The organism is Salmonella sp. 741265055_HSA (assembly GCF_046569525.1).
Lineage (GTDB): Bacteria > Pseudomonadota > Gammaproteobacteria > Enterobacterales > Enterobacteriaceae > Salmonella > Salmonella enterica.
This window is the reverse complement of the sequence record NZ_JBKFSQ010000016.1, coordinates 41,878-68,139: the sequence shown is the minus strand read 5'-3', so window position 1 is coordinate 68,139 and position 26,262 is coordinate 41,878. Positions and strand designations below refer to the sequence as shown.

The window sequence follows — 26,262 nt, the reverse complement described above, 5'->3', positions numbered from 1 at the left end:
TTAGCGAAAATAAATAAAACGGGGCCGCAAAGGCACCCCGTAATATAACGCAGCCGAGAGGGTAAACCTACCCTAAGTCACTTATATGGCCTTATTTTGACCAGTATGCCGCTTTCGCGCGCTGTAATTTATCATACGCTTTTAACAAGGACTGATGCGCCGGGAACGCTTGTAGATCGCGGTCGACAGCCGGTAGTCCGTAAAAAGCCGCTTCACCGCTAAGCGCAGCGCTGGCGGCTTCTACAGCCTCTGCACCATACATTTTTATAAAAGCATTGAGATATTGCAGCGGCTGACGTGCATCTTCTTGCGACAGGAGCAGCAGCGTTTGCAGGCAACGGTAATAGTTTGCGCGTGCCGGACTAAAGACCGACGAATTGAACTCCATCGTCCATTCTGTCCAGATTAGCGCCTGCTCCAAATCGCCGCCCGCTAATGCTAGCATTGCTTTTAATTCGCCGACGCGCAGTGTATACCAACCATTGTCCGCCCCGGTCGCCAGACCCAGCAGTTCACGCACGCGGGTGAAATCGTCAAAACCTTCTTCATCCAATTGTTCAATCAGATTGAGATAGTCTTCTTTATTCCAGGCGCTACCGGGCAGCGAAAGCAGAGTCTCACGAAGATGGCTACCCATATTGTTGTTGGCCAGCCACAGATCTTCGGCAGGATAAATATCAGACATTCCCGGTACGATAATACGACAGGCGTATACGCCGAGATGCTCGTAATCGGCAATGTAAACTTCTTTATCTTCAGCAGCAAAGATGGCCATCAGCGTGGCGAATTCTTCTTCGGTAGTGCCGGAGAAACTCCAGTCCGTGAACGGGTAATCGGCGTCCTGTTTGAACAGGTCCCAGGAAATCAGGCCGCTGGAGTCGATGAAGTGGGTCTCCAGATTAGTGTGCTCCGCGACTTCTTCATCATCGAACGTTGGTGGCGTGAAGACATCAAGATCTTTCAGACCGCGTCCCTGGAGTAGCTCGGTCACTGTACGTTCCAGCGCAACGCCAAAGTCAGGATGCGCGCCAAAAGAAGCAAAGCAGGTACCGTTAGCCGGGTTGAACAGCACGACGCAGATAACCGGATACTTACCGCCCAGCGAGCCGTCATAGGCGAAAATCGGGAAACCCTCGGCTTCCAGCGTGGCGATTGACTCCATTACCGCCGGATAACGCGCCATCACCTCTGCGGGAATCTCCGGCAGACTGATACTTTCCGCAATGATGCGATTTTTCACATAACGCTCGAAGACTTCCGACAGTCCCTGAACGCGGGCTTCATTACGCGTATTGCCGGCGGACATTCCGTTAGAGACGTACAGGTTGCCAATGATATTCATCGGAATATACACGGTCTGGTTATCGGACTGACGGGTAAATGGCAGGCCGCAGACGCCGCGTGCTTCATTGCCGGACTGAAGATCAATTAACTGGCTTCCGGTGAGTTCATTTTCCGGATCGTAAAACGCGCGCAGACGGGCATCAAGCAAGCCTTCCGGTACGTCGTCATTTTCAGTCAGCGGGAACCACTTTTCGTTCGGGTAATGCACGAATGGCCCATTGGCGACCGTTTCGCCAAGCCAGAAATCAGCAAAGAAGTAGTTGGTTGACAGACGCTCGAAGTATTCGCCCAACGCCGAGGCCAGCGCCGCTTTTTGGGTCGCGCCTTTTCCGTTGGTAAAGCATAACGCGCACTCTTTATCGCGAATATGCACTGACCAGACGTTTGGCACCGGGTTCAGCCAGGAGGCCTCTTCGATGTGAAAGCCAAGGTCGAGTAACTTTTGTTGGAAGCGGGCGATGGAGTCTTCCAGCGCGGCGTCTTTGCCGGGAATAAATGTTTGCGTCATGAAAATCACTTTTATCGTACGGAAAGCGCGCAATGATACGGGTTTTATGTGACGGGCGCTATCTCAGCGGGACAACGGCGGAAATAAAAGTATTGGCTATGCTTTTACACAGGAATTCACAGGAAGAGCATAAAAAATGAAAGCATTTGATTTGCAACGAATGGCGCTGGATAACGTGCCGGTAGCGTTTTTGGGGGAAGTGGCGCTACGTAGCTTTTACACCTTTGCTCTGGTGTTTCTTTTCTTAAAGGTGACAGGACGACGCGGCGTACGGCAAATGTCGCTTTTTGAAGTGCTGATCATTTTGACATTGGGGTCGGCGGCAGGCGACGTCGCGTTTTATGATGACGTTCCGATGCTCCCTGTTCTGGTGGTATTCATCACCCTGGCGCTACTCTATCGCCTGGTCATGTGGCTGATGGCGCATAGTGAAAAGTTGGAAGATCTGCTGGAAGGCAAGTCGGTGGTCATTATTGAAGACGGCGAACTGGCGTGGGAAAAACTGCAGCGCTCGAACATGACGGAGTTTGAGTTTTTTATGGAGCTTCGCTTGAATGGCGTTGAGCAACTGGGGCAGGTCAGACTGGCCATCCTGGAGACAAACGGACAAATCAGCGTCTATTTCTTTGAAAATAAAGACGTTAAACCGGGATTAAGCATTCTTCCTGAGTACTGTACGCCACGCTTTATCGTGGCGCCGGAGGCTGGCGACTATGCCTGCGTGCGTTGCAGTGAAGTGATACGCATGAACGCCGGGGAAAAGCAATTATGTCCGCGCTGCGCAAATCCAGAATGGACGAAGGCAAGCCGGGCTAAACGCGTTGTTTAACAGCGAAAATATCGGATTTATACGGTTAATCCGGAAGATTCTGTTGTGTGACGCACGCCGCATTTTCTCCTCGCATTGTTTTACCCATTGCGGCGCGTGTCACTGAATGATAAAACCGATATTCACATGAATAACGTTTGCCTGATGTCTGTCAGGCAGGAAACAATGCAGCGTGGTGAGGGGAAATGGCTCAGGTCTTTAATTTTAGTTCAGGTCCGGCGATGCTACCGGCGGAAGTACTTAAACTGGCGCAACAGGAACTGCGTGACTGGCACGGTCTTGGTACGTCGGTAATGGAAATTAGCCATCGAGGCAAAGAGTTTATCCAGGTCGCTGAAGAGGCGGAGCAGGATTTTCGCGATCTCCTTAATATCCCCTCCAACTATAAAGTTTTATTTTGTCACGGCGGCGGTCGCGGGCAGTTTGCTGGCGTGCCGCTCAATCTGCTGGGCGATAAAACCACGGCGGATTATGTCGATGCCGGTTACTGGGCGGCGAGCGCCATCAAAGAAGCCAAAAAATACTGTGCGCCGCAGATTATCGACGCCAAAATCACCGTTGACGGCAAACGTGCCGTAAAACCGATGCGCGAGTGGCAGCTTTCCGATAACGCCGCTTATTTACACTATTGCCCGAATGAGACCATTGACGGCATCGCCATCGATGAAACGCCTGATTTTGGCCCGGAGGTGGTCGTCACGGCGGACTTTTCTTCTACCATTCTGTCTGCGCCGCTGGATGTCTCTCGCTATGGCGTAATTTATGCTGGCGCGCAGAAGAATATCGGTCCGGCAGGACTGACGCTGGTTATCGTCCGGGAGGATCTGTTAGGCAAGGCGCATGAGAGCTGCCCGTCCATCCTCGACTACACCGTCCTGAATGATAACGACTCAATGTTTAATACGCCGCCGACTTTCGCCTGGTATCTTTCCGGTCTGGTGTTCAAATGGTTGAAAGCGCAGGGCGGCGTGGCGGCGATGCACAAAATCAATCAGCAAAAAGCGGAGTTGCTGTACGGTGTGATTGATAACAGCGATTTCTACCGTAATGATGTCGCGCAGGCTAACCGTTCGCGGATGAACGTTCCGTTCCAGTTAGCGGACAATGCGCTGGACAAGGTCTTTCTGGAAGAGTCTTTCGCTGCCGGTCTGCACGCCTTAAAAGGGCACCGTGTTGTTGGCGGTATGCGCGCTTCTATCTATAACGCCATGCCGATTGAAGGGGTGAAAGCGCTGACCGATTTCATGATCGATTTTGAGCGTCGCCACGGCTAAAACGTTTCTTTTTCATCCCCACGGCCAGTCTGTGGGGTTTTTATTTCTGTTTTTTGAGAGTTGAGTTTCATGGAATCCCTGACGTTACAACCCATCGCGCGGGTCGATGGCGCCATTAATTTACCTGGCTCCAAAAGTGTTTCAAACCGTGCTTTGCTCCTGGCGGCTTTAGCTTGTGGTAAAACCGTTCTGACGAATCTGCTGGATAGCGATGACGTCCGCCATATGCTCAATGCCCTGAGCGCGTTGGGGATCAATTACACCCTTTCTGCCGATCGCACCCGCTGTGACATCACGGGTAATGGCGGCGCATTACGCGCGCCAGGCGCTCTGGAACTGTTTCTCGGTAATGCCGGAACCGCGATGCGTCCGTTAGCGGCAGCGCTATGTCTGGGGCAAAATGAGATAGTGTTAACCGGCGAACCGCGTATGAAAGAGCGTCCGATAGGCCATCTGGTTGATTCGCTGCGTCAGGGCGGGGCGAATATTGATTACCTGGAGCAGGAAAACTATCCGCCCCTGCGTTTGCGCGGCGGTTTTACCGGCGGCGACATTGAGGTTGATGGTAGCGTTTCCAGCCAGTTCCTGACCGCTCTGCTGATGACCGCGCCGCTGGCGCCTGAAGACACAACTATTCGCGTTAAAGGCGAACTGGTATCAAAACCTTACATCGATATCACGCTAAATTTAATGAAAACCTTTGGTGTGGAGATAACGAACCATCACTACCAACAATTTGTCGTAAAGGGCGGTCAACAGTATCACTCTCCGGGTCGCTATCTGGTCGAGGGCGATGCCTCGTCAGCGTCCTATTTTCTCGCCGCCGGGGCGATAAAAGGCGGCACGGTAAAAGTGACCGGGATTGGCCGCAAAAGTATGCAGGGCGATATTCGTTTTGCCGATGTGCTGGAGAAAATGGGCGCGACTATTACCTGGGGCGATGATTTTATTGCCTGCACGCGCGGCGAATTGCACGCCATAGATATGGATATGAACCATATTCCGGATGCGGCGATGACGATTGCCACCACGGCGTTGTTTGCGAAAGGAACCACGACGCTGCGCAATATTTATAACTGGCGAGTGAAAGAAACCGATCGCCTGTTCGCGATGGCGACCGAGCTACGTAAAGTGGGCGCTGAAGTCGAAGAAGGGCACGACTATATTCGTATCACGCCGCCGGCGAAGCTCCAACACGCGGATATTGGCACGTACAACGACCACCGTATGGCGATGTGTTTCTCACTGGTCGCACTGTCCGATACGCCAGTCACGATCCTGGACCCTAAATGTACCGCAAAAACGTTCCCTGATTATTTCGAACAACTGGCGCGGATGAGCACGCCTGCCTAATTTTTCTGTTGCGCCAGTCGACAGGCTGGCGCGCCGAGTCCGCATTCGCACTATTTTTACAATTATGACTAATGCTAATTTGTTGATGATTTAACACATTGATTTATGTGTTTTTTATAATAGTTATCAACGGAAGATTAGTATGAAAAATAAATCATTACTACTGGCGGTGGCGATTTCCGCTACGCTACTGGCAGGATGTAAAAATGGCGTGAATGGCAATTTAATCGCCAGTTCCGGCATGTCAGCCTACAAAGCCGCCACACTGTCCGATGCGGATGTTAAGGCATTATCTAATAATGCCTGTAAACAAATGGACAGCGAGAATCAACTGGCAGGTTCAAAAAGCAAATACACCAAACGTCTGAGCAAAATCGCCAAAGCGCTGGGTAACAACATTGACGGTACGCCGGTTAGCTATAAAGTCTATATGACCAGCGATATCAACGCATGGGCAATGGCGAACGGTTGCGTTCGCGTATACTCCGGCCTGATGGATCTGATGACCGATAATGAAATTGAAGGCGTACTGGGCCATGAACTGGGCCATGTCTCTTTAGGGCACTCCCGCAAGGCGATGCAGACCGCCTATGCCACGTTGGCGGCTCGCGATGCGATTTCCGCCACCAGCGGCGTCGCAGCGCAGCTTTCCCAGTCTCAATTGGGCGATCTGGCGGAAGACGTCATCAATTCGGCGTTTTCTCGCAGTCAGGAGTCGGATGCGGATGACTTCTCTTACGATCTGCTGAAAAAACGCGGGATTAACACCCAGGGCTTAGTCACGGCATTCGATAAATTCGCCACAATGGACGCAGGTCATGCAAAATCATTGATGGACTCCCACCCGGCCTCAGCCGATCGCGCGCAGCATATGCGCGACAGAATTGCCGAAGATAAAAAGTAAATCATTGTCATCTTTCGGGCTGGTTTCTCGCCGGCCCGCTATAATTGCGCAATTATTCCGCATCTGATTACAGACAAAACTGGTTTTTGCACGCAACGTTAACGGTCGCGAGCGTTGGCGCGTATAATGCGCGGCGTTTACGTTAACGGTACGCCTGTTTAAGGAGATAAAGATGACGGCAATTGCCCCGGTAATAACCATTGATGGCCCAAGCGGTGCAGGTAAAGGCACCTTGTGCAAAGCAATGGCGGAAGCATTGCAATGGCATCTGCTGGATTCCGGCGCGATATACCGCGTACTGGCGCTGGCGGCATTGCACCACCATGTCGATCTCGCCTCTGAAGATGCGCTGGTGCCGCTGGCGTCCCATCTGGACGTGCGTTTTGTCTCAACGGACGGCAACCTGGAAGTTATCCTGGAAGGCGAGGACGTTAGCAGCGAAATTCGTACGCAGGAAGTCGCGAACGCGGCATCCCAGGTGGCGGCATTCCCACGCGTGCGTGAAGCGCTTCTTCGCCGCCAACGTGCATTCCGCGAAGCGCCTGGTTTAATCGCCGATGGACGCGATATGGGGACCGTGGTCTTCCCGGATGCGCCGGTAAAAATTTTCCTTGACGCCTCCTCGGAGGAACGTGCGCATCGACGTATGCTACAGTTGCAGGAGAATGGCTTTAGTGTTAACTTTGAACGCCTTTTGGCCGAGATCAAGGAACGCGACGATCGCGATCGTAATCGCGCTGTAGCGCCGTTAGTTCCTGCTGCTGATGCATTAGTTTTGGATTCTACCCGATTAAGCATTGAGCAAGTGATTGAAAAAGCGTTACAATATGCGCGCCAAAAATTGGCTCTCGCTTAAATGCGACCGAATTTGTAGTACCCCCGTTGCAAAGGATTGACAGCGGGTATGTTAAACAACCCCATCCGGCACGGAGCCAGGTGGACGTTAAATATGAAACCTGAAGATTAAACATGACTGAATCTTTTGCTCAACTCTTTGAAGAATCCTTAAAAGAAATCGAAACCCGCCCGGGTTCCATTGTTCGTGGTGTTGTTGTTGCTATCGACAAAGACGTAGTACTGGTTGACGCCGGTCTGAAATCTGAGTCTGCCATTCCGGCTGAGCAGTTCAAAAACGCCCAGGGCGAACTGGAAATCCAGGTTGGTGACGAAGTTGACGTTGCTCTGGATGCAGTAGAAGACGGCTTCGGTGAAACTCTGCTCTCTCGTGAGAAAGCTAAACGTCACGAAGCATGGATCACGCTGGAAAAAGCTTACGAAGATGCTGAAACTGTTACCGGTGTTATCAACGGCAAAGTTAAGGGTGGCTTCACTGTTGAGCTGAACGGTATTCGCGCGTTCCTGCCGGGTTCTCTGGTAGACGTTCGTCCGGTGCGTGACACTCTGCACCTGGAAGGCAAAGAGCTTGAATTCAAAGTAATCAAGCTGGACCAGAAACGTAACAACGTTGTGGTTTCTCGTCGTGCCGTTATCGAATCCGAAAACAGCGCAGAACGCGATCAGCTGCTGGAAAACCTGCAGGAAGGCATGGAAGTTAAAGGTATCGTTAAGAACCTCACTGACTACGGTGCATTCGTTGATCTGGGCGGCGTTGACGGCCTGCTGCACATCACTGATATGGCCTGGAAACGCGTTAAGCATCCGAGCGAAATCGTGAACGTTGGCGACGAAATCAACGTGAAAGTGCTGAAATTCGACCGCGAGCGTACCCGTGTATCCCTGGGCCTGAAACAGCTGGGCGAAGATCCGTGGGTAGCTATCGCTAAACGTTATCCGGAAGGTACCAAACTGACCGGTCGCGTGACCAACCTGACCGACTACGGCTGCTTCGTTGAAATCGAAGAAGGCGTTGAAGGCCTGGTTCACGTTTCCGAAATGGACTGGACCAACAAAAACATCCACCCGTCCAAAGTGGTTAACGTCGGCGACGTAGTGGAAGTGATGGTTCTGGATATCGACGAAGAACGTCGTCGTATCTCCCTGGGTCTGAAGCAGTGCAAATCTAACCCGTGGCAGCAGTTCGCAGAAACCCACAACAAGGGCGACCGCGTTGAAGGTAAAATCAAGTCTATCACTGACTTCGGTATCTTCATCGGCCTGGACGGCGGCATCGACGGCCTGGTTCACCTGTCTGACATCTCCTGGAACGTTGCAGGCGAAGAAGCAGTTCGTGAATACAAAAAAGGCGACGAGATCGCTGCAGTTGTTCTGCAGGTTGACGCAGAACGTGAACGTATCTCCCTGGGCGTTAAACAGCTCGCAGAAGATCCGTTCAACAACTGGGTTGCTCTGAACAAGAAAGGCGCTATCGTAACCGGTAAAGTCACTGCCGTTGACGCTAAAGGCGCAACTGTAGAACTGGCTGACGGCGTTGAAGGTTACCTGCGTGCTTCTGAAGCATCCCGTGACCGCGTTGAAGATGCGACTCTGGTTCTGAGCGTTGGCGACGACGTTGAAGCTAAATTCACTGGCGTTGATCGTAAAAACCGCGCAATCAGCCTGTCTGTTCGCGCGAAAGACGAAGCTGACGAGAAAGATGCCATCGCAACTGTTAACAAACAGGAAGATGCAAACTTCTCTAACAACGCAATGGCTGAAGCATTCAAAGCAGCTAAAGGCGAGTAATCCTCTGAAATTTCGGGCCTTTTAGTCCGAAGTATAACGAGATTACTTGACAGATTGCAGATTTCGGCCTGTAATCAAGCACTAAGGGCGGCTACGGCCGCCCTTAATCAATCTAACGGCTGCAGCCAATTTGTCTTTAAGGAACCGGAGGAATCATGACCAAGTCAGAATTGATTGAAAGACTTGCAACCCAGCAATCTCACATTCCCGCTAAGGCGGTTGAAGACGCGGTAAAAGAGATGCTGGAGCATATGGCCTCGACTCTTGCGCAGGGCGAGCGTATTGAAATCCGCGGTTTCGGCAGTTTTTCTTTGCATTACCGCGCGCCTCGTACCGGACGTAACCCCAAGACCGGCGATAAAGTGGAACTGGAAGGAAAATACGTTCCTCACTTTAAACCGGGTAAAGAACTGCGCGATCGCGCCAATATTTACGGTTAAGTTTTAACGCAAAACTTGAACCCGAAAAAAGCACCGTCAGGGTGCTTTTTTCATTTATACGCCGTCAGGCGCAAACGCTATTCGACTGAAAACTGGAAAACGTTTCGCATTTTTTGCTGCGTCTTACATTTATCAGGTAAAAAACCTGGAATCCGCGCCGTATAGCACAAAATCCCCTCCAGACAATGGCGTCCTGAACCTGCACACTTTCCCGCACAGGGAGGTGTCTATGAAGATAACGACGGTCAGCGTATGCGTAGTATGCGGAATACTTCCGCTCATGATATTGCCAGTATTACCTGACACGTGGATTCTCGCGGTGCTGTTTTGTCTGGCATGTTTGCTTTGCCTCATACCCCATCACTATGCGCGCTACGCGGCATTAACCTTGCTCTTTTTCATGTGGGGGATATTTGCCGCCAGGCAGGCCATCTGGGCGGGAAACGTCCTGCCCGCCGCGACGCAGGAGGCGACAGTCGTCATTACTGCCACCGATCATATGACCACTCATTATGGGCGAATCACCCATTTGCGTGGAAAGCCGCTCTTTCCTGCTGTAGGGATTGTCCTGCATGGCCAGTACTTACCCACGGAAGTGTGTGCCGGGCAACAGTGGGCGATGACGCTGAAGGTCAGAGCGGTACACGGACAGCTTAACGAAGGCGGTTTTGATAGCCAACGTTACGCGCTGGCGCAGCACCAACCATTGACCGGGCGTTTTCTACAGGCTAAAGCGATTAACCCTGAGTGTAGCTTGCGTGGGCGCTATCTTGCTTCGATTCGCGCTACGCTTGCGCCTTATCCGTGGCAACAGGTTATTCTGGCGTTGGGAATGGGGGAGCGGGGAGAGGTGTCGCAGGAGGTGAAGGCCGTTATGCGCGATACGGGGACTGCCCATTTGATGGCGATTTCCGGCCTGCATATCGCTTTTGCCGCGTTATTGGCTGCCGGATTAATCCGTGGTGGACAATTCTTTTTGCCGGTCAGATGGATTCGTTGGCAGACGCCATTGCTGGGCGGCATTCTTTGCGCGATATGTTATGCCTGGCTTACCGGCTTACAACCGCCTGCGCTGCGCACGGTGGCGGCACTGAGCGTCTGGGGAGGATTAAAATTAAGCGGACGACAGTGGAGCGGCTGGCAAGTCTGGTGCTGCTGTCTGGCCGCGATTATTTTCGCCGATCCTGTGGCGGTTATATCACAAAGTCTTTGGCTGTCAGCATTTGCGGTTGCCGGCCTGTTATTCTGGTATCAGTGGTTTCCTGCGCCAAACGGAAATTTTCCACGGGGCTTACGTTGGTTGCTTAACCTGCTTCACCTACAGGCAGGCATTACACTTCTGCTTTTGCCTCTCCAGGTGGCGCTTTTTCATGGCATAAGCGTTACCGCAATGCTGGCGAATCTTTTTGCCGTACCCTGGGTCACATTTGTGACGGTTCCACTCATCCTGGCGGGAATGATTCTGCATTTAACCGGGCCGTTTTTTCTTGAAGAGTGGGTATGGTACCTGACCGATCGCGCGTTAGCCGCGCTATTTTACCTGTTGAATGCTTTACCGCAGGGCTGGGTGAATATTGATAACCGTTGGCAGTGGCTGACGTTTTTGCCCTGGCTAATGCTTATCGCGTGGCGATTAAACGTCTGGCGTACCTGGCCGGCGGTCTGTTTATGCGGGTTATTGTTGATGAGCTGGCCACTCTGGCGGCCGATAAACGCCAGCGGATGGCAGGTGCATATGCTGGATGTCGGTCAGGGGCTGGCGATAGCGATCGTCAGGGGCGATAAAGTAATACTCTACGATACCGGTCGGGCATGGCCGGAGGGCGACAGCGGGCAACAGGTTATTATTCCCTGGTTGCGCTGGCATAATCTGACGCCGGAGGGCGTTATTTTGAGTCATGAGCATCTGGATCATCGGGGCGGGCTGCGTTCGCTACAGCAGGTCTGGCCGTCAATGTGGATTCGCAGCCCGTTAGGCTGGCAGGGACATTTGCCCTGTTTTCGCGGCGAGCAGTGGCAATGGCAGGGGCTAACGTTTCAGGCGCACTGGCCGTTACGCGAAAGTGCCGATCGAGGAAATAACCGTTCTTGTGTGGTCAAAGTGGATGACGGTGTACATAGCATCCTGCTCACGGGCGATATCGAAGCGGGCGCTGAACAAAAAATGCTAAGTCGTTACTGGCGACATCTTGCGGCGACGTTTATCCAGGTGCCGCATCATGGTAGTAATACGTCGTCGTCGCTACCATTTATTCAGCGCGTACATGGTGAAGCGGCGCTGGCGTCCGCATCGCGCTATAACGCATGGCGGCTGCCGTCCCGCAAGGTAAAACAGCGCTACCGACAGCAGGCGTATCAGTGGTTTGATACACCCCACCAGGGGCAAATTTCGCTGCTGTTTTCTCCGCAGGGCTGGCGCATACAAGGCTTACGGGATCAAATTTTACCTCGCTGGTATCATCAGTGGTTTGGCGTGTCCGAGGATAACGGGTAGAATATGCGGCTATTTCAACAAATGCTGGTTTTTTGAATGCATAACGATAAAGATCTCTCTACGTGGCAGACCTTCCGCCGACTGTGGCCAACCATAGCGCCTTTTAAAGCAGGTCTGATCGTGGCGGGCATAGCGTTAATTCTCAACGCAGCCAGCGATACCTTCATGCTATCGCTCCTCAAGCCATTACTGGATGATGGTTTCGGTAAAACGGATCGCTCAGTGTTGCTGTGGATGCCGCTGGTGGTTATTGGGCTGATGATATTACGAGGCATCACTAGCTATATCTCCAGCTACTGTATTTCATGGGTGTCAGGCAAGGTGGTAATGACCATGCGCCGTCGCCTGTTTGGCCATATGATGGGAATGCCCGTCGCCTTCTTTGATAAACAGTCTACCGGTACGCTGCTGTCGCGTATTACATACGATTCAGAACAGGTTGCCTCTTCTTCATCTGGCGCGCTGATTACCGTGGTGCGTGAAGGGGCATCGATCATCGGATTGTTTATCATGATGTTCTATTACAGCTGGCAGCTGTCGATCATCCTGGTTGTTTTAGCGCCGATTGTGTCGATTGCGATTCGCGTTGTCTCAAAGCGGTTCCGCAGCATCAGTAAAAATATGCAGAACACGATGGGACAAGTGACTACCAGCGCTGAACAAATGCTGAAAGGACACAAAGAGGTACTGATTTTCGGCGGTCAGGAAGTCGAAACGAAACGCTTTGATAAAGTCAGCAATAAGATGCGACTGCAAGGCATGAAAATGGTCTCTGCCTCGTCAATTTCCGATCCTATCATTCAGCTCATTGCCTCGCTGGCGCTGGCGTTTGTCCTCTATGCTGCGAGCTTCCCAAGCGTAATGGATAGCCTGACGGCAGGGACCATCACCGTGGTGTTCTCCTCCATGATCGCGCTGATGCGTCCATTAAAATCGCTGACAAACGTTAACGCGCAGTTCCAGCGTGGGATGGCGGCTTGTCAGACGTTGTTTGCGATTCTGGACAGCGAACAGGAGAAAGATGAAGGTAAACGTGTCATTGACCGCGCGACCGGCGATCTCGAATTCCGCAATGTGACGTTTACTTACCCGGGCCGTGAAGTGCCGGCATTGCGTAACATCAATTTGAAAATTCCTGCCGGGAAAACCGTGGCGCTGGTGGGGCGTTCCGGATCGGGTAAATCAACTATCGCCAGCCTGATCACCCGTTTCTACGATATTGATGAAGGACACATCCTGATGGATGGTCACGATCTACGCGAATACACTCTGGCCTCTCTGCGTAATCAGGTGGCGCTGGTTTCGCAAAACGTGCATCTGTTTAACGACACGGTCGCCAATAACATTGCTTATGCCAGGACGGAAGAATACAGCCGCAAGCAGATTGAAGAGGCGGCGCGCATGGCCTATGCCATGGACTTTATCAACAAGATGGATAATGGCCTGGATACCATTATCGGCGAAAACGGCGTACTGCTTTCCGGCGGTCAGCGCCAGCGTATCGCGATTGCCCGCGCCTTACTGCGCGACAGCCCGATTCTGATCCTTGATGAAGCTACGTCTGCGCTGGATACCGAGTCTGAACGTGCGATTCAGGCAGCGTTGGATGAGCTGCAGAAAAACCGTACCTCTCTGGTGATTGCGCACCGTCTCTCCACCATCGAACAGGCGGATGAGATCGTTGTAGTCGAAGACGGCATTATCGTTGAGCGCGGCACTCATAGCGAGCTGCTGGCGCAACACGGCGTTTACGCCCAGCTACATAAGATGCAATTTGGCCAATGATTGCGCGTATCTGGTCGGGTGAATCCCCGCTATGGCGGTTACTGCTGCCGCTCTCCTGGCTGTATGGCCTGGTGAGCGGGGCGATTCGTCTGAGCTATAAGCTTGGTTTGAAACGCGCCTGGCGAGCGCCGGTACCGGTGGTTGTGGTAGGGAATCTTACGGCTGGCGGTAACGGTAAAACCCCCGTAGTCATTTGGCTGGTGGAAAAGCTGCAACAGCGTGGCGTGCGCGTGGGGGTCGTTTCCCGCGGCTACGGCGGGAAAGCTGCCGCTTATCCGCTACTTCTGACGCCGGAGACGACAACCGCAGAAGCGGGAGATGAACCGGTATTGATTTATCAACGGACCGGCGCGCCTGTCGCGGTAGCGCCTGAACGCGCCGCGGCGGTGAAAGCGATTCTGGCGGCGCATAATGTGCAGATTATTATCACTGACGATGGGTTGCAGCATTACCGACTCGCGCGAGATATTGAAATTGTGGTGATTGACGGCGTGCGCCGCTTTGGCAACGGCTGGTGGCTTCCTGCCGGTCCTATGCGCGAACGCGCCAGTCGCCTGAAAACCGTGGACGCCGCTATCGTGAATGGCGGCGTCGCCCGGGCAGGCGAAATACCCATGCAGCTAGCGCCTGGACTGGCGGTGAACTTACGTACGGGAGCGCGTTGCGATGTGGCGCAACTGAGCAATATTGTGGCGATGGCGGGCATCGGTCATCCGCCGCGCTTTTTCGCGACGCTGGAAGCCTGTGGCGCGCATCCGCAAAAGTGCGTCCCGCTGGCCGATCATCAAACGCTCGCCCCTGCTGACGTTCAGGCGTTGGTCGGTGAAGGGCAGACCCTGGTAATGACGGAAAAAGACGCGGTGAAATGCCGTGCTTTTGCCGAAGATAACTGGTGGTTCTTACCGGTTGATGCGCGTTTGTCCGGTGAGCAGCCTGATAAGTTGCTTGAACATATCACCTCGCTGGTTCGCTAGCGTACCCCAATGCTGCGGCAGTGATGAATTTATGGAGTCATGAATGTCATTGCCGTACCTTTCTCTTTCCCAGGCCCGTTGTCTTCACCTTGCTGCGCAGGGGCTATTGAAAAAGCCGCGCCGTAACGCGATGCCTGGCGATGTTCTTGCCGCCATCTCACGCATGGCGTTGTTGCAAATTGATACCATCAATGTTGTCGCACGTAGCCCCTATCTGGTGCTGTTTAGCCGTCTCGGCTCGTACCCGCAGGCCTGGCTGGATGAGGCGCTGCGACGCGGCGAGTTAATGGAATACTGGGCGCATGAGGCCTGTTTCTTACCACGCGACGACTTTAAACTTATCCGCCATCGTATGCTGTCGCCGGAAAAGATGGGCTGGAAATATCGCGCGGCATGGATGCATGAGCACGCGGAAGAAATAGAACAGCTGGTTCGGCATATTCAGGAGCACGGTCCGGTGCGTTCTGCCGATTTTGAACATGCGCAGAAAGGCGTCAGCGGCTGGTGGGAATGGAAACCACATAAACGCCACCTTGAGGGTTTATTTACCGCCGGAAAAGTCATGGTTGTTGAGCGGCGTAATTTTCAACGTGTATATGATTTAACGCCCCGTGTGATGCCGCACTGGGATGATGGACGCGATGGACTGTCACAGTCGCAGGCGGAAAACCTGATGCTGGATAATAGCGCGCGCAGTCTGGGGATTTTCCGTGAACAGTGGCTGGCGGATTACTACCGCCTGAAACGTCCTGACCTGAAGGGATGGCGGGAGAGCCGGGCGGAACAGCAGCAGATTATTCCGGTCGAGGTGGAAACGTTGGGGCGGATGTGGCTTCATGCCGATCTTCTTTCGCAGCTTGAACCGGCGCTGAATAACGCCTTAAAGGCGACCCATAGCGCAGTACTGTCGCCTTTCGATCCTGTGGTATGGGATCGCAAGCGGGCAGCGCAGCTTTTCGGATTTAACTATCGGCTGGAATGTTATACGCCCGCGGCGAAGCGCCAGTACGGTTATTTTGTGCTGCCGCTATTATACCAGGGCCGTTTAGTCGGGCGAATGGATGCCAAAATGCACCGTAAAACGGGGGTACTTGAGGTTATCTCGCTGTATCTGGAGGACGATATTCGTCCTGGCGTTAATCTGCAAAAAGGAATCTGGCAGGCGATTAGCGCGTTTGCTGCCTGGCAACGGGCATCGCGCGTGACGCTGGGACAATGTCCGCCAGGCCTGTTTAGCGCCATGCGTCATGGCTGGGAAATAGACCCTGCACCATAACCGATTATGTTAATATTGAAGGATTCACAATCCGGTCCATCTGGAGGAACTATGGATCATCGTCTGCTTGAAATCATCGCCTGCCCGGTATGTAACGGCAAACTCTGGTATAACCAGGAACAGCAAGAATTAATTTGCAAACTGGATAATCTCGCTTTCCCGTTACGCGACGGCATTCCTGTATTGCTGGAAAATGAAGCTCGCGCCCTGACATCTGATGAGAGTAAATCATGAGTTTCGTCGTCATCATTCCGGCCCGTTTTTCATCTACCCGACTGCCAGGCAAACCATTAGTGGATATTAATGGTAAACCCATGATTGTTCATGTCCTGGAGCGGGCGCGCGAATCTGGCGCGGAACGCATTATTGTCGCGACCGATCATGAAGACGTGGCTCGTGCGGTAGAAGCGGCTGGCGGCGAAGTGTGCATGACGCGCGCCGATCACCAGTCCGGCACCGAACGGTTGGCGGAAGTGGTAGAGAAGTGCGGATTCAGCGACGATACCGTTATTGTGAACGTTCAGGGCGATGAGCCGATGATCCCGGCGGTTATTATTCGCCAGGTCGCGGAAAATCTGGCGCAGCGCCAGGTTGGCATGGCGACGCTGGCGGTGCCGATTCACAGCGCCGAAGAAGCGTTTAACCCGAATGCGGTAAAAGTCGTGCTGGATGCTGAAGGCTATGCGCTTTACTTTTCCCGGGCGACGATTCCCTGGGATCGCGATCGCTTTGCAAAAAGTCTGGAAACGGTAGGGGATACTTGCCTTCGTCACCTGGGCATTTATGGCTATCGCGCGGGATTTATCCGCCGTTACGTGAGCTGGCAACCCAGCCCGCTGGAACATATTGAAATGCTGGAGCAACTCCGTGTGCTGTGGTACGGCGAAAAAATTCATGTCGCTGTCGCCAAAGCGGTGCCCGGCACGGGCGTAGACACCGCCGACGACCTGGAGCGCGTGCGCGCTGAAATGCGTTAACATGATCCTGTTCATGATCGTCTTAGACGGTCATGAACAGCGCGGTATGATAGCGCAAAGATGAATACTCACGTCTGCTCATCAGTGGCGGCTTTCTCGTACCGTTACGATTTTCCTCATTTTTCTTTTCTTCCCTTGATCTGATACGGGTGACATCTGTCCATACGACGCTCATTATTAAAGCAGTAGCACTAATGGGGGTAATCTGGAATGGAACAGTTGCGGGCCGAACTCAGTCATTTGTTGGGTGAAAAACTTAGCCGTATAGAGTGCGTGAATGAGAAAGCGGATTCCGCATTGTGGTCATTATATGACAGCCAGGGAAATCCGATGCCGCTGATGGCGCGAAGTTTTACCACTCCCGGCGTTGCGCAGCAACTGGCATGGAAAACCTCAATGCTGGCGCGTAGCGGTACGGTGAGGATGCCGGTAATCTATGGCGTATTGACGCATGAAGAGCATCCTGGTCCGGATGTGCTGCTACTGGAACGACTGCGCGGTGTGCCGGTCGAGGCGCCGGCGCGCACTCCGGAACGCTGGGAACAGCTAAAAGATCAGATTGTCGAAGGGCTGTTAGCCTGGCATCGGCAGGATAGCCGCGGTTGCGTTGGCGCCGTGGACCATACTCAGGAGAATATCTGGCCTTCCTGGTATCGTCAGCGGGTGGAGGTGCTGTGGACGACGCTAAATCAGTTCAGCAATACCGGCCTGACGATGCAGGACAAACGCATTCTGTTTCGTACCAGAGAATGTCTTCCTTCGTTATTTGAAGGGTTTAACGACAACTGCGTACTGGTGCATGGCAACTTCTGCCTGCGCAGTATGCTTAAAGACGCCCGTAGCGATCAGCTTCTGGCGATGGTCGGCCCCGGGCTGATGCTGTGGGCGCCGAGAGAGTTCGAACTGTTTCGCCTGATGGATAATCCATTGGCGGAGGGATTGCTTTGGCATTATCTGCAACGCGCGCCAGTGGCGGAGTCCTTCATCTGGCGGCGTTGGCTCTATGTGCTGTGGGACGAGGTTGCGCAATTGGTCAATACCGGACGTTTTAACCGTACCAATTTTGATCTGGCGGCGAAATCATTACTCCCCTGGCTTGCCTGATATGCCTTTCAGCCATTGCCAAAGTCGCCCTAATGTTTCATACCCAGCGCGATCGCTGTGCATCAGCCAGACCGGGGACGGAATTGCCCGCTCCCAGGGATTGAGCGGCGAATCGATTGCCAACTGATTCGCCGGCGCGGGAAGCGGATTCAGCCCGGCATGCTGAAAGAAAATCATCGCTCGCGGCAAATGCGAGGCGGAGGTTACCAGCAGGAAAGGCGCGTCGCCGATGGCTTGCTTAACGGCGGCGGCTTCTTCTTCCGTATCTTTTGGCTTATCCAGCGTAATAATATCGCTACGCGGTACGCCCAGCGACTGCGCCACCCGCGCACCGACTTCCGCCGTGCTTACCGTATTGGTTTTTGCTACGCCGCCGGTAAAAATCAGCTTGGCTCCCGGATTCGCGCGCCACAGCCGAATGCCTTCCGCCAGCCGCGGTAAACTGTTGTTAATTAAATTAGAGCTCGGCGCCCACTGCGGGTTCCAGGTATAACCGCCGCCGAGAACCACAATATATTCCACCTTTTGCGGACCCTGCCAGGTAGGGTAGCGGTTTTCTATCGGACGCAGCAGATGGTCAGAGACGGGTTGCAGGCTTAATAGCAATAGCGCCAGCCAACCTACGCTGATAAATACTTTTCCGGTCTTCTGAAAGCGGCTAAACCAGACCAGCGCCAGGCCGACGCCAATCATCAGCAACATCAGCGGAAGCGGCAATAACATACCGCCAATCACTTTCTTTAGCGTAAAAAGCATCCTTTTTGGTTCCTTTTTTAACCATATAGCGGCGGATTAACGATGATATTACACCAGACAGGTTCATTCTCGCCGTGGCTGTGACAAAATAGCGGTTTTATCATATCAGATAACGCCTGAGCCAGCCTGTGGAGAGTCCGATGCAGGATCGCAATTTTGATGACATTGCTGAAAAGTTTTCCCGTAACATTTACGGCACGACCAAAGGGCAACTGCGGCAAGCCATTCTGTGGCAAGACCTGGATCGCGTGCTGGAGGAGATTGGCGGGCGAAAACTGCGGGTACTGGATGCCGGCGGCGGCGAAGGGCAAACGGCGATTAAGATGGCGGAACGCGGCCATCAGGTGACGTTATGCGATCTGTCTGGCGAAATGATCGCCCGCGCGCGGCAGGCGGCCGAGGCAAAAGGTGTGAGCAAAGACATGCATTTTATACAATGCCCGGCTCAGGACGTCGCTTCGCATTTGGAAAGCCCGGTTGATCTGATATTGTTTCATGCTGTGCTGGAGTGGGTAGCCGATCCTGTCGGCGTATTAGAAACGCTCTGGTCAGTATTGCGCCCTGGCGGCGCGCTGTCGTTGATGTTCTATAACGCTAACGGTTTACTGATGCACAATATGGTGGCGGGTAATTTTGACTACGTGCAGGCGGGGATGCCTAAACGCAAGAAGCGCACGCTGTCGCCTGACTACCCGCGCGACCCCGCGCAGGTGTACCAGTGGCTGGAGGCGATTGGCTGGCAGATTACCGGTAAAACCGGCGTGCGTGTGTTTCATGATTATCTGCGTGAAAAACACCAGCAGCGTGACTGTTATGAGACCCTGGTCGAACTGGAAACGCGTTATTGCCGCCAGGAGCCGTATATTAGCCTTGGGCGCTACATTCATGTCACCGCGATTAAAAGCCCGGCGCTAGCCGCAGATGCAAGGATAACCTATGAGTGAATTTTCCCAGACAGTCCCCGAACTGGTTGCCTGGGCCAGAAAAAACGACTTTTCCATCTCGCTGCCGGTAGACAGACTTTCCTTTCTGCTGGCGGTCGCCACGTTGAACGGCGAACGCCTTGACGGCGAGATGAGTGAAGGCGAGCTGGTGGATGCATTCCGCCATGTGAGTGATGCGTTTGAGCAAACCAGCGAAACCATCGGCGTGCGCGCTAATAACGCGATTAACGATATGGTGCGTCAACGTCTGCTGAACCGCTTTACCAGCGAGCAGGCGGAAGGCAATGCGATTTACCGATTAACCCCGCTCGGGATTGGCATCACCGATTACTACATTCGTCAACGCGAATTCTCTACGCTGCGTCTTTCTATGCAGTTGTCGATTGTGGCCGGCGAATTGAAGCGCGCGGCGGATGCGGCAGCGGAGGGTGGCGATGAGTTCCACTGGCATCGCAACGTTTACGCGCCATTGAAATATTCGGTGGCGGAGATTTTCGACAGTATCGATCTGACCCAGCGCATCATGGATGAACAGCAGCAGCAGGTGAAAGACGATATCGCACAACTGCTGAATAAAGACTGGCGGGCGGCGATTTCCAGCTGTGAGCTGCTGCTTTCCGAAACGTCCGGTACGCTGCGCGAGTTGCAGGATACGCTGGAGGCGGCGGGCGATAAGCTGCAGGCTAACCTGCTGCGCATTCAGGATGCCACGATGACGCACGACGATCTGCATTTTGTCGACAGGCTGGTGTTTGACTTACAAAGTAAACTCGACCGCATTATCAGTTGGGGTCAGCAGTCTATTGATTTATGGATCGGCTACGATCGTCACGTGCATAAATTTATCCGTACCGCGATCGATATGGATAAAAACCGTGTCTTCGCCCAGCGGTTGCGCCAGTCCGTGCAGACTTATTTTGACGATCCGTGGGCGCTAACCTACGCGAATGCCGATCGTCTGTTGGATATGCGCGATGAAGAGATGGCGTTGCGTGACGATGAAGTCACCGGGGAGTTGCCGCCGGATCTGGAATATGAAGAGTTTAACGAGATCCGCGAGCAGTTAGCGGCCATCATTGAAGAACAGCTGGCTATCTACAAAACCAGACAAACGCCACTGGATCTTGGGCTGGTGGTGCGCGAGTATCTGGCGCAATACCCGCGCGCGCGTCATTTCGACGTGGCGCGTATTGTTATCGATCAAGCGGTACGTCTTGGCGTAGCGCAAGCAGATTTCACCGGACTGCCAGCCAAATGGCAGCCGATTAATGATTACGGAGCCAAGGTACAGGCGCATGTCATTGACAAATATTGAACAAGTGATGCCGGTTAAGCTGGCGCAGGCGCTGGCGAATCCGTTATTTCCGGCGCTGGATAGCGCATTACGTTCGGGCCGCCACATCGGGCTGGACGAACTGGATAATCATGCCTTTCTGATGGATTTTCAGGAATACCTGGAAGAGTTTTACGCGCGTTATAACGTGGAACTGATCCGCGCGCCGGAGGGATTCTTCTACCTGCGTCCGCGTTCTACCACGCTTATCCCGCGCTCGGTGTTATCCGAACTGGATATGATGGTCGGTAAAATTCTCTGCTACCTCTATCTTAGCCCGGAGCGTCTGGCCAACGAAGGGATCTTTACTCAGCAAGAGTTGTACGACGAGCTGCTTACCCTTGCGGACGAAGCCAAACTGCTAAAGCTGGTGAATAACCGCTCGACGGGATCTGACGTTGATCGTCAGAAACTGCAGGAAAAGGTGCGTTCTTCTTTAAACCGCCTGCGTCGTTTGGGCATGGTATGGTTTATGGGCCACGACAGCAGCAAATTCCGTATTACCGAATCGGTCTTCCGCTTTGGCGCGGATGTCCGCGCCGGCGACGATCCTCGCGAGGCGCAGCGTCGTCTCATCCGCGACGGGGAAGCGATGCCCATTGAAAACCATCTGCAACTTAATGATGAGACCGAAGAGAATCAGCCGGACAGTGGAGAGGAAGAATAATGATTGAACGCGGTAAATTTCGCTCGCTAACGCTGATTAACTGGAACGGTTTTTTTGCCCGCACTTTTGACCTGGATGAACTGGTCACGACGTTATCCGGGGGCAACGGCGCCGGGAAATCCACGACGATGGCGGCGTTCGTCACGGCGCTGATCCCGGATCTTACATTACTGCACTTTCGTAACACCACGGAAGCCGGCGCCACCAGCGGTTCGCGCGATAAAGGCCTGCACGGTAAGCTGAAGGCGGGCGTCTGTTACTCCATGCTCGACACTATTAATTCCCGCCATCAGCGGGTGGTGGTCGGCGTGCGTCTGCAGCAGGTCGCTGGGCGCGATCGCAAAGTGGACATCAAACCGTTCGCTATCCAGGGGCTGCCGATGTCGGTACAGCCGACACAACTGGTGACGGAGACATTAAACGAACGTCAGGCGCGCGTACTGTCGCTTGCTGAGTTGAAAGACAAGCTTGACGAGATGGAAGGCGTGCAGTTTAAGCAGTTTAACTCCATCACCGATTATCATTCGCTGATGTTTGACTTAGGGATTATCGCCCGTCGTCTGCGCTCCGCTTCCGATCGTAGTAAATTCTATCGTTTGATAGAGGCCTCGCTGTACGGCGGGATCTCCAGTGCCATTACCCGATCGCTACGCGATTATTTATTGCCGGAAAACAGCGGTGTGCGCAAGGCGTTCCAGGATATGGAAGCGGCGCTGCGCGAGAACCGACTCACGCTGGAAGCGATTCGTGTTACCCAATCCGATCGCGATCTGTTTAAGCATTTGATCAGCGAAGCCACCGATTATGTGGCGGCGGATTATATGCGCCACGCCAATGAGCGTCGGGTTCACCTTGATCAGGCGTTGGCGTTTCGACGCGAACTGTACACATCGCGCAAACAACTGGCGGCAGAGCAGTATAAGCACGTCGATATGGCCCGTGAATTGGGCGAACATAACGGTGCCGAAGGTTCTCTTGAAGCGGATTACCAGGCGGCGAGCGATCACCTGAATCTGGTACAAACCGCGCTGCGCCAGCAGGAAAAAATTGAACGCTACGAAGCGGATCTTGAAGAGCTGCAGATTCGACTCGAAGAGCAAAATGAAGTGGTGGCGGAAGCCGCCGAAATGCAGGACGAAAATGAAGCGCGTGCCGAAGCCGCCGAGCTGGAAGTCGATGAACTCAAAAGCCAGCTTGCGGATTACCAGCAGGCGCTGGATGTACAGCAAACGCGCGCGATTCAGTATAACCAGGCGATATCAGCGCTTGCCCGCGCTAAAGAACTTTGCCATCTGCCGGATCTAACGCCGGAAAGCGCCGCCGAATGGCTGGATACTTTCCAGGCAAAAGAGCAGGAAGCTACGGAAAAACTGCTGTCGTTGGAACAAAAAATGAGCGTGGCGCAAACCGCGCACAGCCAGTTTGAGCAGGCTTATCAGCTGGTGGCGGCGATCAACGGCCCGCTGGCGCGTAGCGAAGCCTGGGACGTGGCGCGCGAGCTGTTACGGGACGGCGTGAACCAGCGTCATCTGGCGGAACAGGTACAGCCGCTGCGGATGCGCCTGAGCGAACTGGAACAACGGCTGCGCGAGCAGCAAGAGGCGGAACGTCTGCTGGCGGAGTTCTGTAAGCGACAGGGCAAAAATTTTGATATTGACGAACTGGAAGCGCTGCATCAGGAGCTGGAAGCCCGCATCGCGTCCTTGTCTGATAGCGTATCGTCAGCCAGCGAACAGCGTATGGCCTTGCGTCAGGAACAGGAACAGCTTCAGTCGCGTATTCAACATCTGATGCAACGCGCTCCTGTCTGGCTGGCGGCGCAGAATAGCCTGAACCAGCTTAGCGAACAGTGCGGCGAGGAGTTTACGTCCAGCCAGGAAGTGACCGAATACCTGCAACAGCTACTGGAGCGTGAGCGCGAAGCCATTGTCGAACGCGACGAAGTGGGCGCGCGTAAAAATGCGGTTGATGAAGAGATCGAACGTTTAAGTCAGCCGGGCGGCGCGGAAGATCAGCGTTTGAATGCGCTGGCGGAGCGTTTTGGCGGGGTACTGCTGTCGGAAATCTACGACGATGTCAGTCTTGAAGATGCGCCGTACTTTTCCGCACTGTATGGCCCGTCGCGCCATGCGATCGTCGTACCGGATTTATCGCAAATAGCCGAACAGCTTGAAGGTCTGACCGACTGCCCGGAAGATCTGTACCTGATCGAAGGCGATCCGCAGTCTTTTGATGACAGCGTATTCAGCGTTGACGAGCTGGAAAAGGCGGTGGTCGTGAAAATTGCCGACCGTCAATGGCGTTATTCGCGTTTCCCGTCGCTGCCTATTTTTGGCCGTGCGGCGCGCGAGAACCGTATTGAAAGTCTCCATGCGGAACGGGAAGTGCTTTCCGAGCGCTTTGCCACGCTCTCGTTTGACGTGCAGAAAACCCAGCGTTTGCACCAGGCGTTCAGCCGTTTTATCGGTAGCCACCTTTCCGTTGCCTTTGAGGACGATCCGGAAGCGGAAATTCGCCGACTGAACGGGCGTCGCGTCGAGCTGGAGCGCGCGTTGGCGACGCATGAAAGCGACAACCAGCAACAGCGCCTTCAGTTTGAGCAGGCGAAAGAGGGCGTTTCCGCGCTTAACCGTTTGCTGCCGCGGCTGAATTTATTGGCCGATGAAACGCTGGCCGATCGGGTCGATGAAATTCAGGAACGGTTGGATGAGGCGCAGGAAGCGGCGCGATTTGTGCAGCAATATGGCAACCAGTTAGCCAAACTGGAGCCGGTGGTTTCCGTTCTGCAAAGCGATCCGGAACAGTTTGAGCAGTTAAAAGAAGACTATGCATGGTCGCAGCAAATGCAGCGCGACGCGCGCCAGCAGGCTTTTGCGCTGGCTGAAGTCGTCGAACGTCGGGCGCATTTCAGCTATTCCGACTCGGCGGAAATGCTGAGCGGCAACAGCGATCTCAACGAAAAGCTGCGCCAGCGGCTGGAGCAGGCGGAAGCCGAGCGTACCCGCGCCCGCGAAGCGCTGCGCAGCCATGCCGCGCAGTTAAGTCAGTACAGCCAGGTCCTGGCCTCGCTAAAAAGCTCTTACGACACGAAAAAAGAGCTGCTTAACGATTTGCAGCGCGAATTACAGGATATTGGCGTTCGCGCCGACAGCGGGGCGGAAGAACGCGCCCGCCAGCGTCGCGATGAACTGCACGCCCAGTTGAGCAATAACCGTTCGCGTCGCAATCAGCTTGAGAAAGCGCTCACCTTCTGCGAAGCGGAGATGGATAACCTGACCCGTAAGCTGCGCAAGCTGGAGCGCGATTATCATGAAATGCGCGAGCAGGTCGTAACCGCGAAAGCCGGCTGGTGCGCAGTCATGCGGATGGTGAAAGACAATGGCGTGGAACGCCGTCTGCACCGTCGTGAGCTGGCTTATCTGTCGGCGGATGAACTGCGCTCCATGTCGGATAAGGCGTTGGGCGCGCTGCGCCTGGCCGTCGCGGATAACGAACATCTGCGCGACGTATTGCGTCTGTCGGAAGATCCGAAACGCCCGGAACGTAAAATCCAGTTCTTTGTGGCCGTTTACCAGCATCTGCGCGAACGTATTCGTCAGGATATTATTCGTACCGACGATCCGGTTGAAGCCATTGAACAAATGGAGATTGAGCTGAGCCGTCTGACGGAAGAGCTAACATCGCGTGAGCAAAAGCTGGCGATCAGTTCCCGCAGCGTGGCAAACATTATCCGTAAGACTATCCAGCGTGAGCAGAACCGTATCCGTATGCTGAACCAGGGGTTGCAAAGCGTCTCGTTTGGCCAGGTGAATAGCGTGCGGTTAAACGTCAACGTGCGTGAAACGCATGCCACCTTGCTGGATGTGCTTTCAGAACAGCAGGAGCAGCACCAGGATCTGTTTAACAGCAATCGTCTGACCTTCTCCGAAGCGCTGGCGAAACTGTACCAGCGCCTGAATCCGCAGATCGATATGGGGCAACGCACGCCGCAGACCATCGGCGAGGAGCTGCTGGACTACCGTAACTATCTGGAAATGGAAGTTGAAGTTAACCGTGGGTCCGACGGCTGGCTGCGTGCGGAATCCGGCGCGCTATCAACGGGGGAAGCTATCGGGACCGGGATGTCAATTCTGGTGATGGTGGTGCAAAGCTGGGAAGACGAAGCGCGCAGACTGCGCGGGAAAGATATTTCGCCATGTCGCCTGCTGTTCCTCGATGAAGCGGCGCGTCTGGATGCGCGTTCTATCGCCACGCTGTTTGAACTATGCGAACGTTTGCAGATGCAGCTCATCATCGCGGCGCCGGAAAACATCAGTCCGGAGAAGGGCACGACCTATAAACTGGTGCGTAAAGTGTTTCAGAATACTGAGCATGTTCATGTTGTCGGGCTGCGTGGCTTTGCGCCGCAGCTTCCGGAAACGCTTCCCGGTACGCAGACGGAAGATACGCCTTCAGAAGCGAGTTAAACACGGCAGAAATAATGAAGTGCCTGATGGCGCCTCGCTTATCAGGCAAGGCCGGATAAGTCGGTTACGCCGCCATCCGGCACAACAAATTCTGCTTTATCATTAGCCTGGGGCGGCGAAAGCCGCCTTTTTCTTTATCTGAAAAATCTCTCCGGGTAGTGCATTTTCTTTAAACTTCTTTACATTAGGTT

At 53.8% G+C, this 26,262-nt stretch carries 20 protein-coding genes; 18 read left to right on the top strand and 2 right to left on the bottom strand.

The features are described 5' to 3' along the window. Positions 1 to 91: 91 nt before the first annotated feature. On the bottom strand, positions 92 to 1,852 hold the full coding sequence (ycaO, locus tag ACLD4K_RS11080) for a 30S ribosomal protein S12 methylthiotransferase accessory factor YcaO (RefSeq protein ID WP_411011863.1): 1,761 nt from the start codon (positions 1,850 to 1,852) through the stop codon (positions 92 to 94). A 136-nt stretch (positions 1,853 to 1,988) separates the two neighbouring features. Here ycaO and ACLD4K_RS11075 point away from each other — a divergent pair, with 136 nt between their 5' ends. The 14 genes from ACLD4K_RS11075 (at position 1,989) to ACLD4K_RS11010 (ending at position 17,905) form a co-directional block, all read left to right on the top strand. After that, entirely contained in the window at positions 1,989 to 2,681 is a 693-nt protein-coding gene (locus ACLD4K_RS11075) for a DUF421 domain-containing protein (protein ID WP_411011862.1), read from the top strand. A 185-nt stretch (positions 2,682 to 2,866) separates the two neighbouring features. Further along, on the top strand, positions 2,867 to 3,955 hold the full coding sequence (serC, locus tag ACLD4K_RS11070) for a 3-phosphoserine/phosphohydroxythreonine transaminase (RefSeq protein ID WP_000079590.1): 1,089 nt from the start codon (positions 2,867 to 2,869) through the stop codon (positions 3,953 to 3,955). 69 nt (positions 3,956 to 4,024) lie between these two features. Next, positions 4,025 to 5,308 (top strand): 3-phosphoshikimate 1-carboxyvinyltransferase, encoded by a 1,284-nt coding sequence (aroA, locus tag ACLD4K_RS11065; protein WP_000445190.1) that lies wholly within the window; start codon positions 4,025 to 4,027, stop codon positions 5,306 to 5,308. A 142-nt stretch (positions 5,309 to 5,450) separates the two neighbouring features. After that, the gene (locus ACLD4K_RS11060) at positions 5,451 to 6,212 is read left to right on the top strand and encodes a M48 family metallopeptidase (RefSeq protein WP_080160292.1); all 762 of its coding nucleotides are present in this window, start codon (positions 5,451 to 5,453) and stop codon (positions 6,210 to 6,212) included. Between the two features lie 172 nt (positions 6,213 to 6,384). Then, the gene (gene cmk / locus ACLD4K_RS11055) at positions 6,385 to 7,068 is read left to right on the top strand and encodes a (d)CMP kinase (RefSeq protein WP_411011861.1); all 684 of its coding nucleotides are present in this window, start codon (positions 6,385 to 6,387) and stop codon (positions 7,066 to 7,068) included. Positions 7,069 to 7,181: 113 nt separating this feature from the next. Beyond that, positions 7,182 to 8,855: a 30S ribosomal protein S1 gene (gene rpsA, locus ACLD4K_RS11050; protein ID WP_000140324.1), complete on the top strand. Its 1,674-nt coding sequence runs from the start codon at positions 7,182 to 7,184 to the stop codon at positions 8,853 to 8,855. A gap of 155 nt (positions 8,856 to 9,010) precedes the next feature. Further along, positions 9,011 to 9,295, top strand: a complete 285-nt coding sequence (gene ihfB, locus ACLD4K_RS11045) for an integration host factor subunit beta (RefSeq protein WP_000167332.1) — start codon at positions 9,011 to 9,013, stop codon at positions 9,293 to 9,295. 229 nt (positions 9,296 to 9,524) lie between these two features. Further along, positions 9,525 to 11,789: a ComEC family protein gene (locus tag ACLD4K_RS11040; protein ID WP_156010150.1), complete on the top strand. Its 2,265-nt coding sequence runs from the start codon at positions 9,525 to 9,527 to the stop codon at positions 11,787 to 11,789. Between the two features lie 36 nt (positions 11,790 to 11,825). Continuing rightward, a complete protein-coding gene (gene msbA, locus ACLD4K_RS11035; RefSeq protein ID WP_183059723.1) occupies positions 11,826 to 13,574 on the top strand; it encodes a lipid A ABC transporter ATP-binding protein/permease MsbA in 1,749 nt (582 codons plus the stop codon). Further along, positions 13,571 to 14,548 (top strand): tetraacyldisaccharide 4'-kinase, encoded by a 978-nt coding sequence (gene lpxK, locus ACLD4K_RS11030; RefSeq protein WP_000561698.1) that lies wholly within the window; start codon positions 13,571 to 13,573, stop codon positions 14,546 to 14,548. Before msbA ends, lpxK begins: the two co-directional genes overlap by 4 nt. A gap of 43 nt (positions 14,549 to 14,591) precedes the next feature. Further along, a complete protein-coding gene (locus ACLD4K_RS11025) occupies positions 14,592 to 15,824 on the top strand; it encodes a winged helix-turn-helix domain-containing protein (protein ID WP_411011860.1) in 1,233 nt (410 codons plus the stop codon). Between the two features lie 51 nt (positions 15,825 to 15,875). Next, positions 15,876 to 16,058, top strand: coding sequence for a protein YcaR (ycaR, locus tag ACLD4K_RS11020; protein ID WP_000350061.1), 183 nt, complete (start codon positions 15,876 to 15,878; stop codon positions 16,056 to 16,058). Next, positions 16,055 to 16,801: a 3-deoxy-manno-octulosonate cytidylyltransferase gene (gene kdsB / locus ACLD4K_RS11015; protein WP_000011576.1), complete on the top strand. Its 747-nt coding sequence runs from the start codon at positions 16,055 to 16,057 to the stop codon at positions 16,799 to 16,801. Before ycaR ends, kdsB begins: the two co-directional genes overlap by 4 nt. Positions 16,802 to 17,011: 210 nt before the next feature. Then, a complete protein-coding gene (locus ACLD4K_RS11010; protein WP_000436893.1) occupies positions 17,012 to 17,905 on the top strand; it encodes a YcbJ family phosphotransferase in 894 nt (297 codons plus the stop codon). Here the strand turns inward: ACLD4K_RS11010 and elyC are convergent. Further along, entirely contained in the window at positions 17,885 to 18,661 is a 777-nt protein-coding gene (gene elyC, locus ACLD4K_RS11005; RefSeq protein WP_000899568.1) for an envelope biogenesis factor ElyC, read from the bottom strand. The genes ACLD4K_RS11010 and elyC overlap by 21 nt on opposite strands. A 140-nt stretch (positions 18,662 to 18,801) precedes the next feature. Here elyC and cmoM point away from each other — a divergent pair, with 140 nt between their 5' ends. From cmoM to mukB, 4 genes are read left to right on the top strand one after another with little or no spacing between them, the layout of a single operon-like run. Next, positions 18,802 to 19,605 (top strand): tRNA uridine 5-oxyacetic acid(34) methyltransferase CmoM, encoded by an 804-nt coding sequence (gene cmoM / locus ACLD4K_RS11000; protein ID WP_001154025.1) that lies wholly within the window; start codon positions 18,802 to 18,804, stop codon positions 19,603 to 19,605. After that, on the top strand, positions 19,598 to 20,920 hold the full coding sequence (gene mukF / locus ACLD4K_RS10995; protein ID WP_001288828.1) for a chromosome partition protein MukF: 1,323 nt from the start codon (positions 19,598 to 19,600) through the stop codon (positions 20,918 to 20,920). Before cmoM ends, mukF begins: the two co-directional genes overlap by 8 nt. After that, a complete protein-coding gene (mukE, locus tag ACLD4K_RS10990) occupies positions 20,901 to 21,605 on the top strand; it encodes a chromosome partition protein MukE (protein WP_000060024.1) in 705 nt (234 codons plus the stop codon). Before mukF ends, mukE begins: the two co-directional genes overlap by 20 nt. Continuing rightward, positions 21,605 to 26,071 (top strand): chromosome partition protein MukB, encoded by a 4,467-nt coding sequence (gene mukB, locus ACLD4K_RS10985; protein WP_079962729.1) that lies wholly within the window; start codon positions 21,605 to 21,607, stop codon positions 26,069 to 26,071. Before mukE ends, mukB begins: the two co-directional genes overlap by 1 nt. The last annotated feature ends 191 nt before the right edge of the window (positions 26,072 to 26,262 follow it).